11 protein-coding genes and 1 pseudogene are annotated in these 12,976 nt (G+C 59.4%); 2 read left to right on the forward strand and 10 right to left on the reverse strand.

The genetic code is table 11. The annotated features are described in order from the left end of the window. Window positions 1-3: 3 nt before the first annotated feature. Genes yacG through pilB form a run of 5 tightly spaced genes read right to left on the reverse strand, consistent with a single transcriptional unit; the run spans window position 4 to window position 4,615 of the window. A complete protein-coding gene (gene yacG, locus QMK51_RS04565) occupies window positions 4-204 on the reverse strand; it encodes a DNA gyrase inhibitor YacG (RefSeq protein WP_223485972.1) in 201 nt (66 codons plus the stop codon). Beyond that, complete coding sequence (gene coaE, locus QMK51_RS04570; RefSeq protein WP_320393276.1) at window positions 201-824, reverse strand: dephospho-CoA kinase; 624 nt, start codon at window positions 822-824, stop codon at window positions 201-203. The genes yacG and coaE overlap by 4 nt, the downstream gene beginning before the upstream one ends. Next, complete coding sequence (locus QMK51_RS04575) at window positions 821-1,693, reverse strand: A24 family peptidase (RefSeq protein WP_320393277.1); 873 nt, start codon at window positions 1,691-1,693, stop codon at window positions 821-823. Before QMK51_RS04575 ends, coaE begins: the two co-directional genes overlap by 4 nt. A gap of 1 nt (window position 1,694) precedes the next feature. After that, a complete protein-coding gene (locus QMK51_RS04580; RefSeq protein ID WP_320393278.1) occupies window positions 1,695-2,912 on the reverse strand; it encodes a type II secretion system F family protein in 1,218 nt (405 codons plus the stop codon). A 2-nt stretch (window positions 2,913-2,914) separates the two neighbouring features. Then, the gene (pilB, locus tag QMK51_RS04585) at window positions 2,915-4,615 is read right to left on the reverse strand and encodes a type IV-A pilus assembly ATPase PilB (protein ID WP_320393279.1); all 1,701 of its coding nucleotides are present in this window, start codon (window positions 4,613-4,615) and stop codon (window positions 2,915-2,917) included. Window positions 4,616-4,841: 226 nt separating this feature from the next. Here pilB and QMK51_RS04590 point away from each other — a divergent pair, with 226 nt between their 5' ends. Together QMK51_RS04590 and QMK51_RS04595 are read left to right on the forward strand one after the other, a co-directional pair. Further along, window positions 4,842-5,252: a pilin gene (locus tag QMK51_RS04590; RefSeq protein WP_320393280.1), complete on the forward strand. Its 411-nt coding sequence runs from the start codon at window positions 4,842-4,844 to the stop codon at window positions 5,250-5,252. 321 nt (window positions 5,253-5,573) lie between these two features. Beyond that, on the forward strand, window positions 5,574-5,930 hold the full coding sequence (locus QMK51_RS04595; RefSeq protein WP_320393281.1) for a BON domain-containing protein: 357 nt from the start codon (window positions 5,574-5,576) through the stop codon (window positions 5,928-5,930). 284 nt (window positions 5,931-6,214) lie between these two features. Here QMK51_RS04595 and QMK51_RS04600 read toward each other — a convergent pair whose 3' ends face one another. From QMK51_RS04600 to acs, 5 genes and pseudogenes are all read right to left on the reverse strand, one after another. After that, window positions 6,215-6,511: a DUF2845 domain-containing protein gene (locus QMK51_RS04600; protein WP_320393282.1), complete on the reverse strand. Its 297-nt coding sequence runs from the start codon at window positions 6,509-6,511 to the stop codon at window positions 6,215-6,217. Next, window positions 6,511-9,507 carry a DUF748 domain-containing protein gene (locus QMK51_RS04605; protein ID WP_320393283.1) on the reverse strand — a complete coding sequence of 999 codons (2,997 nt, stop codon included), beginning with the start codon at window positions 9,505-9,507 and terminating at the stop codon, window positions 6,511-6,513. Before QMK51_RS04605 ends, QMK51_RS04600 begins: the two co-directional genes overlap by 1 nt. A 60-nt stretch (window positions 9,508-9,567) precedes the next feature. Further along, window positions 9,568-10,584 (reverse strand): class I SAM-dependent rRNA methyltransferase, encoded by a 1,017-nt coding sequence (locus QMK51_RS04610; RefSeq protein ID WP_320393284.1) that lies wholly within the window; start codon window positions 10,582-10,584, stop codon window positions 9,568-9,570. 165 nt (window positions 10,585-10,749) lie between these two features. Then, window positions 10,750-10,970, reverse strand: a pseudogene (locus tag QMK51_RS04615) (acetyl-CoA C-acetyltransferase); the annotation flags it as partial. Next, window positions 10,969-12,906 carry an acetate--CoA ligase gene (gene acs / locus QMK51_RS04620; RefSeq protein WP_320393285.1) on the reverse strand — a complete coding sequence of 646 codons (1,938 nt, stop codon included), beginning with the start codon at window positions 12,904-12,906 and terminating at the stop codon, window positions 10,969-10,971. The pseudogene QMK51_RS04615 and the gene acs, both read right to left, overlap by 2 nt. Window positions 12,907-12,976 lie beyond the last annotated feature (70 nt).

The raw sequence follows: 12,976 nt of genomic DNA on the forward strand, positions 1-12,976 counted from the left end.
GGATCAGTGACGCGGATCGAAGTCTTCGCTGAACAGTTCGTCTTCGGCATCCGGGCTCACCGGGATCTTGTGTTCTTCCGACGCCCAGGCGCCCAGGTCGATCAGTTTGCAACGGTCCGAACAGAACGGCCGGAACTTGCTCTCGGGGCTCCATTCGACAGGGGCGCCGCAGGTTGGGCATTCGACGGTTGGGGTTTGGCTCATGACTGGCCTCCACGCAAAGTAAGGTAAAAGTGATGCAGGCGTTCGACCTCGCTGTGCAGCCAGGCGAGGTCGCGGTCGTTGACCACCACATCGTCGGCATGGCTCACGCGGTCCTGTCGGCTGGACTGAGCCTTGAGGATCGCCTGGACCTGCTGTTCGCTGGTCTGATCACGCTGCAGGGTGCGTTCGATCTGTAGCTGTTCCGGAGCATCGATCACCAGGACCCGTTGGGTCATGGCGTACTGCCCGGACTCGATCAGCAGCGGCGAAACCAGAATCGCGTAAGGCGATTGTGCCTTGGCCAGATGATGGGCGATTTCCTCGGCGATCAACGGATGCAGCAGCGCTTCGAGCCAGCGGCGTTCATCCGGCACTTCGAAGATCAGCTTGCGCAGGGCGGCACGATCCAGTTGGCCGTCGGCTAGCAACACGCCGGGGCCGAAGTGCTCGGCGATCCTGGCCAGTGCCGGGCGACCGGGTTCGACCACCCAGCGAGCCGCATGATCGGCGTCCACCACGTGCACGCCCAGGTCGATGAAGTGCTGGGCGGCCGCGCTTTTGCCGCTGCCGATGCCGCCGGTCAGGCCGAGAATCCAGGGTTTTTCCACAGGGGTATTCATTTCAAACCGACAAACTGCCAATAGAAGCCGGTTATTTGACCACCCCAGAGCAAGGCAATCCAGCCGGCAATGGCCAGATAGGGACCGAAAGGTAACGGCGTCGAGGTTTTCGCATCCCGCAGGCGCAGCAAAATCATCCCGAGAATGGCCCCTGCCAGCGATGACAGCAGGATGGTCAGGGGCAGGATCTGCCAGCCGCCCCAGGCGCCGAGCATCGCCAGGAGCTTGAAGTCACCGTAGCCGATGCCGTCCTTGCCGGTGATCAGCTTGAACAGCCAGAACACCGTCCACAGCGCCATGTAGCCGGCCACCGCACCCCAGAACGCATCATGCAGTGATACGAAGAGCCCGAAGCTGTTGAGGATCAACCCCAGCCACATCAACGGCAGCACCAGCACGTCCGGCAACAGCTGATGTTCGGCGTCGATCAGGCTCATCGCCAACAGGCCCCAACTCAGGACCAACACCATGCAGGCCTGCCAGCCGAAACCGAAATGCCAGGCGACGAATGCCGACAGCAACCCGCAGGCCAGCTCGGTCAGCGGGTAACGTTTACTGATCGGCGCCGCGCAGTTCGAGCATCGCCCGCGTAAAAACAGATAACTGAGCACGGGGATGTTTTCCCACACGCGGATCCGATGACCACAGTGGGGACACTCGGAGTGAGGCAGTATCAGATTGTAAGCAGGGCCTGGGGCTTCGGCTGGCAAATCCAGTACGTCATGGGCCTGCAGGCGCCATTCACGCTCAAGCATTTTCGGCAGGCGCCAGACCACCACGTTGAGAAAGCTGCCGATCAGCAGGCCGATCCCTCCTGCGGTGATCACGAAGGCCTGCGGGTCGAGGCTCAGAAATTCGTTCAAGGACATATCAGATCGCTGAGCCGAGTTGGAAGATGGGCAGGTACATTGCAACCACCAGCCCGCCGACGATAACCCCCAGCACCACCATGATGAACGGCTCCATCAGGCTGGTCAGGTTATCGACCATGTTGTCCACCTCGGCCTCGTAGAAACTCGCGACCTTGTCGAGCATGTCGTCCAGCGCGCCGGACTCTTCGCCAATGGCCGTCATCTGGATCGCCATGGTCGGAAAGATGCCGGAGGTGCGCATGGCAAAATTCAGCTGCATGCCGGTCGAAACATCCTGTTTGATGCGTAACACCGCTCGCTTGAACACGATGTTGCCGGTCGCGCCCGCCACTGACTCAAGGGCTTCGACCAGTGGCACGCCGGCTGCGAACGTCGTCGACAGGGTGCGGGCGTAACGGGCCACGGCGGACTTGTACATGAGCGCGCCAACCAACGGCAGTTTCAGCAACCAGGTGTCCATCCGGTCGCGAAAGCCTGGGGAGTTCTTGAAGGCGTAGCGCACGCCGAAGATCCCTGCACCCAGCACGCCGAGCAACATCCACCACCAGTCCTGCATGAACTCCGACAAGCCGATGACCATTACGGTGAACGCCGGCAGCTCGGCGCCAAATCCTGAGAACACCGACTCGAACTGCGGTACAACCTTGACCAGCAGAATGCCGGTCACAATGATCGCGACGAACACCACGGCCAGCGGGTAGGTCATGGCTTTCTTGATCTTGGCCTTGAGGCTTTCGCTCTTTTCCTTGTAGGTCGCCACCCGTTCCAGCAGGGTATCCAGGGCACCGGCCTGCTCGCCGGCGTCCACCAGGTTGCAGTACAGCTCATCGAAATACTGGGGCTTTTTACGCAGGGCCGCGGCGAAGCTGTTGCCGGCCGCGACTTCCTGTTTCACCTCGTCCACCAGCTTGCGCATGTTCGGGTTATCGAAGCCTTCGCCGATGATATCGAACGATTGCAGCAGCGGTACGCCGGCTTTCATCATGGTCGCCATCTGCCGGGTAAACAGGGCAATGTCCAGGGGCTTGATGCGTTTGCCGGCACTGAAAATGGACGCGGACTTTTTCCGCACCTTGCCCGGGTTGATGCCCTGCTTGCGCAATTGAGCCTTGATCAGCGCGGGATTTTGCCCGGTCAACTCGCCGGTCATTTTCGCGCCTTTGCGATCCGTGCCCTCCCAGGCATACACGCTGATTTTCGCTGCTTTGACCGCCATATTCAGTCCTTGGTGACCCGGTTGATTTCTTCAAGGCTGGTGATGCCTTGCATGGCCTTGAGCAGGCCCGAAGTGCGCAGGTCATTGAAGCCGTCCTTGCGCATCTGGAGGTCGATTTCCAGTGAGTTGCCTTCGGCCATGATCAGCCGTTGCAAATCCGGTGTGTTCTTGACCACTTCATAAATGCCTACTCGCCCTTTGTAACCGTTGTTGCACTGATCGCAACCGACCGGTTCATAGATCGTGAACGAGCCGATGCGTTCCTCGGGGAAGCCTTCCTTGAGCAGCGCCTCGCGGGGAATTTCGATGGGTTTCTTGCAATGACTGCACAGTTTGCGCGCCAGGCGCTGGGCGATGATCAGGCTGACCGAGGTCGCGATGTTGAAGCCCTGAACCCCCATGTTGTGCAGGCGGGTCAGGGTTTGCGAAGCGCTGTTGGTGTGCAGGGTGGAAAGCACCATGTGCCCGGTTTGGGCGGCCTTGATGGCGATTTCGGCGGTTTCGAGGTCGCGAATTTCACCGACCATGATCACGTCCGGGTCCTGGCGCAGAAACGAGCGCAGCGCCTGGGCGAAATCCATTCCCTGCCTGGGATTGACGTTGACCTGGTTGATGCCTTCCATATTGATTTCTACCGGGTCTTCGGCAGTGGAGATGTTGATGTCGACGGTGTTGAGGATGTTCAGACCGGTATAGAGCGACACGGTCTTGCCTGAGCCGGTGGGGCCGGTCACCAGGATCATCCCCTGTGGCTGCTTGAGGGCGGCCATGTACAGGTCTTTCTGGTCGGGCTCATAGCCGAGGGCGTCGATGCCCATTTGGGCACTGGATGGGTCGAGGATCCGGATCACCACTTTCTCGCCCCACAGGGTCGGCAGGGTGTTGACCCGGAAGTCGATGGACTTGCTTTTGGACAAGCGCATCTTGATTCGCCCGTCCTGGGGTTTGCGCCGTTCGGAGATGTCGAGGCTGGCCATGACTTTCAGCCGGGAAGCGATGCGATTGGCCAGTTGTGTCGGTGGCTTGGCGACCTCATGCAGGATGCCATCGGTGCGCATCCGCACGCGGTAGGTTTTTTCGTAGGGCTCGAAATGCAGGTCGGAAGAACCGCTCTTGATCGCATCGAGCAACATCTTGTGGACGAAGCGCACCACGGGCGCGTCATCGGTATCTTGCCCTGCGATGGAATCCTGTTTCTGGTCATCGACCGACTCGATGTCCAGGCCGTCGAGGTCGACATCGGCCATGTCTTCCAGGCCGGTGGAGTGGTTGTCGAAGAATTTCTCGATGGCATCATTGAGCTTGTCTTCCTCCACCAGGATGGCTTCGGTGCTCAGCCCGGTGCTGAACTGGATGTCATTGATGGCCTGGTGATTGGTCGGGTCGGAAATCCCCACGAACAGCTTGTTGCCACGCCGCCAGAGAGGCAGGGCGTGGTGCTGACGGATCAGCTTTTCGCTGACCAGCCCACGGGGTTGGGTTTCCTTGTCCAGGCAATTGAGGTCCAGCAGGGCCATGCCGAAATGATCTGAAGCGACTTCGGCGACCTGCCAGCTTTTCAGCAGTTTGTTCTGCACCAGATAGCTGACGAAGGAGATTCGACTGCGTTGGGCTTGCTGATACGCCTGTTGCGCACTTTGGTCAGTGATCAGCTCGGCCAGTACCAATTGCTTGGCCAGACCGCTAAGGGCGATGTCATTCATTGGGATTCCGGACGCAGACGGTTAATGACTTATAGCCTAGTCAAGCAGTGGAACCAAACCCGCCGGGGTAAGGTGACAAAAAGTGTCAGATAGTGCGGATTATGGGGATAGGAAAGGTCTTGGCGTTGATCTCGCGCCCCGTCAGCAGGGGGGAGGGGCGGTTGGCATGGGCTGTGCTGTGCCTTGTTCAGATCATGAGATTTCGACTCATGCATGGAGCCTGTCTATGAAAAATCAAAATGGTTTTACCTTGATCGAACTGCTGATCGTCGTGGCGATCATCGGGATTCTGGCGACGTTTGCGTTGCCGCAGTATTCGAAGTATCAAGCGCGGGCGAAGGTCACTGCGGCGCTTGCAGAAATCTCGGCACTGAAGGTGCCTTTCGAAGACATTATCAATCAAGGCACCGATCCTACCCTCGCGCTGATCGGCGGTACGGCGACCACAGGTAATTGCACGATTACGGCATCGGGTACTTCCTCTACCGGTGTGGGCAGTATTGGTTGCACGATCCTCAATGCTCCAGGGCCGGTGCTCAGCAAAACCATTACGCTCTCGCGTACGCTCACCGGTGGCTGGACATGCGCCACCACGGCTCTACAGGAATACGCGCCTAAAGGCTGCACCGGCGCCTGATCCATATTGCCAGGCATAGCCAATGCCCCGCTTCTCACGACGCGGGGCATTTTTTTTGTGGGTCATTTGAGGGCGATTCGGATAATCAGGAAAATCCCCGGCAATTCATTGCGTTAGGCCTGCGTTAAAACCCGCAAGTTGCATGTCGATAAACTCGAAGTCATGCATTTTGCATGATTCCGGAAATTATCATTTTTATTAAGTTATTGATTTTTAAGTGTTTGGTTTTATTTTCTCAGTTGGCACAGCGTTCGCAATATCCCTGTTAACCCTGCTGACAAGACACGCAGCAGACTTTCCAGAAGAACAGGAGTTACTCGTATGAAGAAGTTCGCTATTGCTGCCGCTACTGCTACCGCGCTGACCCTGACCATGGCCAACGCTGCATTTGCACAGACCATCCAGACCACCCAGTCCCCTATGGTGCTGGCTGCCGGTGAAGTGACCAAAGCCAAAGAAGCTACTTCCGATACCTGGATCACGACCAAAGTCAAAGCAGACCTGGTGACCGAAAAAGGCATCCCGGGCACCGACATCAAAGTCGAAACCAACAAAGGCGTAGTGTCACTGTCGTCCACCGTTACGGTGACTGACGCTCAGAAAGCAACCGCCGTGGCCATCGCCAAGAAAATCAAAGGCGTCAAAGCGGTATCCGCTGACGGCCTGAAAGCCGAGTAAGGCAAGGCTTCTCGCCTGGACCGGGAGAAGACGCGGCAGGCGGGCCGAGTCATACGCTTGTCGCTTTTTGAGAGTTCATGCGAACGGTCACAGGGACGTGGCCATTACAGGCCCCGACATTCGTGTCGGGGCCTGTTCTATTGGGAGCAACGCAAAAACAACTGTGGGAGCGGGCTTGCTCGCGAATGCGGTATGCCAGTCAACATTGATGCCGACTGACACACCACATTCACGAGCAAGCCCGCTCCCACTTTGACTGATACCCACATTGAATTGTGGCGGGTTCAATTACCGCGTTTGCTGATGATCTGCACCAACCGGTTGCCTTCAAAGCGCAGGTACTGGTACATCCCGCTGTTGGGTCCGTAGGTCCATTCCTCGACCTGAAACTCTTCCCGTCGATTGGCGCTGCGCTTGTAGCCAAGCAGGTCACGGGCGACAGGCTCTCCGCATTTTTGCAACACTTCGCTGGACCTGTCCCCGACGCTGATCAGCTGGCTGCCGCAGCGCAGGGTATCGGCCGCAACGGCTTGGCCGGCGGCCAGCATCAAGACCAGATTCAGAAGCCAGCGCGCGCCCATCACTCGGCATCCAGGTGCATGGCCGTCACCACGCGGCCATCGCTTTCGGCCTCACCGAGGTTGGCGTCGATGAAGTACACGCGGTCATCGGCCAACTGCCCTTTGTCCACCAGGTAGTCCTTGATGCTGCTGGCCCGCTCTTGTCCCAGTTGGCGCAACAGCACCTCGCTGGAGCTCCAGAAGTCGATCACGCTTTCACGCATTTTTTTGCTGCGCTCTTCCTTGCCCAGGTCCTTCCATTCGGCGGGTGGCTGGATTTTGAGACGCGTGCGGTAGATCCCTTCAAGCAGTGGGCTTTTCTCGTTGTCCGGCACGTTCAGCAATGAGGCCTGGGCCGGCACTTTGTCTCCGCGGCGCTGGAGCATTTTGTAGTAGTTGTACTGGTATTCCCGTTCCAGGCGTTGCTCGGCGAGCAGCGGGCCGTCGCTGCTCTTGGCGGCGGTGCCTTCGATTTCCAGGCGCAGGGCCGGACGCTCCTTGAGCGCTTGGGACAGTTTGATCAGTGTCGCTTCGGCTTCCTTGCTCAAGTCGCTTGAACCCGGAGCAAACGCCACGGTACCCAGGTCCTCTGAACCACCGCCGCTGACCAGCCCGCCGATCATTTTGAACGGAGCCGCGGCCGCCTTCACGATCAGATTGCGCAGGGTCTGCCAGATGATCGGCATGATGCTGAACTGCGGGTTGTTCAGGTCGCCGCTCACCGGCAGCTCGATGGAAATCTTGCCGTCGACATCCTTGAGCAAGGCAATCGCCAGTTTCAGCGGCAGGCTTACGGCATCCGGACTGTCGACTTTTTCACCGAGTTGCAGCTGTTCGACCACCACTTTGTTTTCGGCCAGGAGCTGGCCGTTGGTGATCCGGTAATGCAGATCCAGATTAAGCCGGCCCTTACGGATGCGGTAGCCGGCGAACTTGCCGGAGTAGGGCGTCAGGGTCGTCAGTTCCACCCGTTTGAAACTGGTGGCGATGTCCAGGCTGGCCATCGGGTCGAACGGGTTGACCGACCCCTTGATGGTCACCGGCGCATAGCGGTCGACCTTGCCTTTGACGTCGACGCTGGCCGGTTTTGCCTGCCGGCTGTCGATGGTGCCGATCTTCCCGTTCAGCTGTTGAACGGCTGTGGCGAAGTTCGGGGTCAGGCTGAAGTCGGCGAAGTTCGCCGAACCGTCATTGATGGCGATGCTGCCAATGTGGATGCCCAGCGTTTTTTCTTTTCCGGCCGCCGGTTTGGCTGCGGCGGTTGTGGTCGTTGTGGCGCCGGAGTCCGCCGGTTGCGGGATCAGCAGGTCATCGATGTTGGTGGTGCGGTCATCGTTGATCATGAAGCGCGCATAGGGCTGGAACAGATTGACCTTGTCGATCGACAGGCTGTCGCCATGCTGATAGTTCAGGCCTTCGAGCACCAGCTGCTGCCACTTGAGGAAGTCTCGGGTTTTCAGGGTGTCGAGGGTATGCAGTTGATCGACCTGGGCGCGGCCGGTGACGCTGAACGCCAGTGGCTCGGTGCTTTTCAGGTCGACCGCCAAATCGCTACCGAGCATGCCGCTGCGCAGTTCGAGGCGAATGAAGGGGGTGATGTAGGACTGGGCGACGCGCAGGTCGATGTCCTTGGTCTGCACGTTCAGTCTGGCGCTGATCGGGGCCAGATTGACCACGCCGTCCGCGGTGAGCTTGCCTTGCTTGCCCACGCCCGTGTCGAGCTTGAGGTTGAAAGGAGAGCCATTGAGGCTGTCGAAATTTTGCAGGTCCAGGTTCAGCGGTCCGAGCTCCAGCGCCACGGCGGGTTGCGCCTTACGGTCGGTCAGGTGCACCTGATAATTGCGCAGTTGCACGTCTTTGAGCAGCACTTGCCAGGGCTTGCTTGGCGCGGTCGGTTCAGGCTTCGGTGAATCGGCTGCCGCTGGTGTGCTGGCGGGTTCGGCGTTGGCTTTGGCGGCCGGTTTGGACGGTTGACTGGCGAACAGTTTTTGCCAGTCGAGTTGCCCATCCGCTTCGAGGGCGGCCCAGGTTTCCAGTTTCTGGCTGCGAATCTTGCCGACCACCACTTGCTGTTTGGCCAGATCCACGGTGGTTTCGCTGATGTCCAGCCGTTCGAGCTTCGCCAGCGGTCGGCCGTCCGGCGCCTTGATGGCGAAAGGCGCGACGCTGACGGCGACGTTGTTCAGTAGCAGTTCGGTTCCCTTGGACAGGTTGAGTTTGTAGTCGGTGCTCAGGTTCAGGACACCGTTTTCCAGGACCAGCGGCACAGCATCGCGCACATAGGGCCAGAAGGATTTCATCTTGCCATCGGTGATTTTCAGCTTACCTTCGGAGGCGATCGGGATCAGGCTGAAGTTACCGGTCCAGTCGATCTGTCCACCTGACGGGCCAACGGCGACCAATGTCATGTCGGCGCTGTCTTCGGGCAGGGTGCTGAGGTTTTTCAGTTCGAAATCGAGTTTGTCGTAGATGAATTCGATGGGTTCGCTGGGCCGTGCATCCTCGAAATGTACGGAGCCGCCGGCCAGTTTGATCCGCTCCACGCGCAGCGGGAATGGTCTGGCGTTCGGGTCGACCGGGGCCGGTTCGCTGGCGGGGATTTTGAACAGCCCGAGCAGGTTGAGTTTGCCGTCCTTGCCGAAGAGGATTTCGGTCTTGGGTTTGTCCAGCTCGATATCGGACAGGTGCAGCGCCTTGGTCCAGAGGCTGTCGATCTGCAGGTTCGCGTACAGGCGTTCGAAGCCCACTTGTTCCTTGCCCGGCTCGCCGACGACCAGGCCCCAAAGGGTGACTTCAAGGGTGAACGGGTTGAGTTCGATCCGCGAAATCGTGGCGGGCGTCGCGGCGTAGTTGGCCAGTTGTTGGTTGACAACCCGCAACGCGATGCCCGGCAAAATCAGAAAACCCAGCAGGCTATAAAGAGCCAGTGCAGTCAACAGGGCGCCGATAGCGCGAATCAATCCTTTGGGCATGTGCGGTTTCATCTGTCGGAATCGGAGTGCCTTGGAGTATGGCATGCGTTTGCGGTTCCGAAGCAATCATGCTTTATAGGAATTGTCTGACTATGGGCGGGATTTTCAGAGCTGCAGGATCAGCGTTTTCAGCGGCGGCTGTTGATCCATCGACGGGAAATCGCCGCCCGGTTTCATCACTGTCCACTCGCGAACCGGACGACCAGACTTCTCTGCGCAGCGTAAAACCTGTTCACGCCAATCGTCCATGCTGACCTTCGCCAGGTTGTTGCAGCAGATCAGCACGCCGTTGTCGGCGGTGGCCAGCAGCGCCGGTTTGAGCAGGCTCTGGTAGTCGCGCAACAGGTCGACCGTACCGAAGGCACTCTTGGCCCAGGCGGGTGGATCGAGCAGCACCAGATCGTACTGACGCTGATCCAGACGTTGATAGCTTGGCAGTTTCTGCCCGCGACGCTGGCTGATGGGCAGGCCCGCCAGTTGGCGGATCGCCGGGAAGTAATCGGACTGGATGAATTCCATGGTCGGTAATTGCGGGTTGAGCAGGCCGTTCTCACGACCGACCGCCAGATTGCCTTCGGCAAAGTCCAGGTTGCACACCTCGCTGGCACCCCCGGCCGCGGCACTGAGGCCGACGCCACAGGTGTAGGCGAACAGGTTCAGCACACTTTTGTTTTTACTGTGCGCCTTGACCCAGCCGCGGGTGTTGCGTAGGTCGAGAAACAGCAACGGGTCCTGGCCGGCGTGGCGCCCGCGAACCCGGTAGTTGAGCCCCCATTCGTGGCCGATCAAATCTTGCAGGGCGGCGTCGTCGGCGCGGTAGACGGTGTCTTCGCGGTCGATGCGGGAGTTGCCGCGGGAACGGTCGTTGTAGACCAGCAGGGTGTCGAGGCCCAGCTGTTGATTGACGGTCTCGTGCAGTTGCAGCAGGGCGTCACGCTCCAGTGGCTGGTGGAAACTTTGCACCAATAGTTGCGGGCCGTAGCGGTCGACGGTCAGGCCGCCGGCACCTTCCTGGCTGCCGTGGAACAGGCGATAGCAATCGGTGCCCTGCTGATGCAGCTCGGCGAGCAGGTCTTGGCGACGATCAAGGGCGGCGCACAGCGCCTGATTCAAGGAAGACATGCTGGGCGCCTTGCAGGAGGGAATTGGGGGCGCGGGAGTTTAACAGTTTGGGCGATGAAGAACCTGTAGGAGCGAGGCTTGTCCGCGAAGACGGCGGCACAATCAACATTGATTTCGCCTGACACACCGCTTTCGCGGGCAAGCCTCGCTCCCACAGGGACGTGATTAGCGCTCGATGGCCAATGCAACGCCCTGACCACCACCGATGCACAGGGTGGCCAGACCTTTCTTGGCGTCACGCTTGATCATTTCGTGCAACAACGTCACCAGCACCCGGCACCCGAGGCGCCGATCGGATGGCCCAGGGCGATGGCACCGCCGTTGACCTTGCTCAGGTCCCATTCCAGGCCCTTGATCACCGCCAGGGATTGTGCCGCGAAGGCTTTACGAGTTCAGGCGTTTGTCGATCAGGCCTTGCACCACACTCGGGTCGGCGAGTGTCGAGGTGTCGCCCAGGTTGTCCAGTTCGTTGCAGGCGATCTTGCGCAGAATCCGCCGCATGATCTTGCCCGAACGGGTTTTCGGCAGGGCCGGGGCCCACTGGATCAAGTCAGGTTTGGCGAAGCTGCCGATCTCCTTGCTGACGTGGGCCAGCAGTTCTTTTTTCAGTTCATCACAGAGTTCGACGCCGTTCATGGGCGTGACGAAGGCGTAGATACCCTGGCCTTTGATGTCGTGGGGGTAACCGACCACGGCGGCCTCGGCAATGCTGTCGTGCAGCACCAGGGCGCTTTCCACTTCGGCGGTGCCAATACGGTGCCCGGAGACGTTGATGACGTCATCGATGCGCCCGGTGATCCAGTAGTCGCCGTCCTCGTCGCGGCGTGCGCCATCGCCGGTGAAGTAGTAGCCGGGGTAGGGCTTGAAGTAGGTTTCGACCATGCGTTTCGGGTCGCCGTAGACGCTGCGGATCTGCGCCGGCCAGCTGGACTTGATGGCCAGAACGCCGCTGCCGGCGCCTTTGATTTCCTTGCCGTGTTCATCGAGCAACACCGGTTGCACGCCGAACATCGGTTGGGTGGCGCAACCGGGTTTGATCCGTTGGGCGCTGACCAGCGGGCTGAGCATGATGCCGCCGGTTTCGGTCTGCCACCAGGTATCGACAATCGGGCAGCGCTGTTCGCCGACCGTATTGAAGTACCACTCCCAGGCTTCAGGGTTGATGGGCTCACCGACGGTGCCGAGTAATCGCAGGCTCTCGCGGGAGGTTTCCTTCAACGGCTCGGGACCTTCACGCATCAGCGCACGCAGGGCGGTGGGGGCGGTGTAGAAGATGTTCACGTGGTGTTTGTCGATCACCTGCCAGAAGCGCGAGGTGCTGGGGTAGCTCGGTACGCCCTCGAAGATCAGCGTGGTCGCGCCGTTGGCCAATGGCCCGTAGACGATGTAGCTATGGCCGGTGACCCAGCCGACATCGGCGGTGCACCAGAAGACTTCACCGTCACGATAGTCGAGCACGTATTTGAAGGTCATGGCGGCTTGCAGCAAGTAGCCGCCAGTAGTGTGCAGCACGCCTTTGGGTTTGCCGGTGCTGCCGGAGGTATAGAGGATGAACAACGGGTCTTCGGCGTCCATCGGTTCGGGCGGGCAATGGTCATCGACGTCGCGCAGGGCCTGGTGATACCAGAGGTCGCGGCCTTCAACCCAATTCACCTGGTTTTGGCTGCGTTCGACCACGATTACGCTGCTGACGTCGGGGCAACTTTGCAGGGCCTTGTCGACGTTCTGTTTGAGCGGCACGAATTTACCGCCGCGTACGCCTTCGTCGGCGGTGATCACCGTGCGGCAGTCGGCGTCGAGGATCCGGTCACGCAGGGAGTCCGGGGAGAAGCCGCCGAACACCACCGAATGAATCGCGCCGATCCGCGTGCAGGCGAGCATGGCATAGGCGGCTTCGGGGATCATCGGCATGTAGATGCACACGCGGTCGCCTTTCTTCACGCCACGGCTTTTGAGCACGTTGGCCAGTCGACAGACGTTGTGATGGAGTTTTTTGTAGGTGATCCGGTCGGATTCGGCGGGGTCATCGCCTTCCCAGATGATCGCGATTTGATCGCCGCGTTTTTCCAGATGACGATCGATACAGTTGTAACTGACGTTTAACTTTCCGCCGGCGAACCAGCTCGCTTCACCGGTTTTAAGGTCGTAACGCTGGACGGTTTGCCACGGCGCGCTCCAGTCGAGAAAGCGTGTGGCCTGTTCGGCCCAGAAGGTGCTGGGGTGTTCGATGGACTGGTGGTACAGGCGTTTGTAGTCGTCTTGACTTAACTGTGCAGCCCGGCGGACGGCATCGGCTTTGGGGAACGTGCTGATATCGAACATGACGGTTCCTTATGCTTGTTATGCGACAAGAATAAAGATGCGCCCTGTGAATTTTGAGTTCAAGTGTACA

The sequence above is a fragment of the Pseudomonas sp. P9_31 genome (assembly GCF_034008235.1).
In the GTDB taxonomy this organism is placed as follows: Bacteria; Pseudomonadota; Gammaproteobacteria; order Pseudomonadales; family Pseudomonadaceae; genus Aquipseudomonas.

What these genes read in the sequence shown, in the direction of transcription:
- QMK51_RS04595 (WP_320393281.1), top strand. Translation starts at nt 5,574, where the DNA reads ATGAAGAAGTTCGCTATTGCTGCCGCTACTGCTACCGCGCTGACCCTG.
- yacG (WP_223485972.1), bottom strand. Translation starts at nt 204, where the DNA reads ATGAGCCAAACCCCAACCGTCGAATGCCCAACCTGCGGCGCCCCTGTC.
- QMK51_RS04605 (WP_320393283.1), bottom strand. Translation starts at nt 9,507, where the DNA reads ATGCCATACTCCAAGGCACTCCGATTCCGACAGATGAAACCGCACATG.
- acs (WP_320393285.1), bottom strand. Translation starts at nt 12,906, where the DNA reads ATGTTCGATATCAGCACGTTCCCCAAAGCCGATGCCGTCCGCCGGGCT.
- pilB (WP_320393279.1), bottom strand. Translation starts at nt 4,615, where the DNA reads ATGAATGACATCGCCCTTAGCGGTCTGGCCAAGCAATTGGTACTGGCC.
- QMK51_RS04575 (WP_320393277.1), bottom strand. Translation starts at nt 1,693, where the DNA reads ATGTCCTTGAACGAATTTCTGAGCCTCGACCCGCAGGCCTTCGTGATC.
- QMK51_RS04610 (WP_320393284.1), bottom strand. Translation starts at nt 10,584, where the DNA reads ATGTCTTCCTTGAATCAGGCGCTGTGCGCCGCCCTTGATCGTCGCCAA.
- coaE (WP_320393276.1), bottom strand. Translation starts at nt 824, where the DNA reads ATGAATACCCCTGTGGAAAAACCCTGGATTCTCGGCCTGACCGGCGGC.
- QMK51_RS04600 (WP_320393282.1), bottom strand. Translation starts at nt 6,511, where the DNA reads ATGGGCGCGCGCTGGCTTCTGAATCTGGTCTTGATGCTGGCCGCCGGC.
- QMK51_RS04590 (WP_320393280.1), top strand. Translation starts at nt 4,842, where the DNA reads ATGAAAAATCAAAATGGTTTTACCTTGATCGAACTGCTGATCGTCGTG.
- QMK51_RS04580 (WP_320393278.1), bottom strand. Translation starts at nt 2,912, where the DNA reads ATGGCGGTCAAAGCAGCGAAAATCAGCGTGTATGCCTGGGAGGGCACG.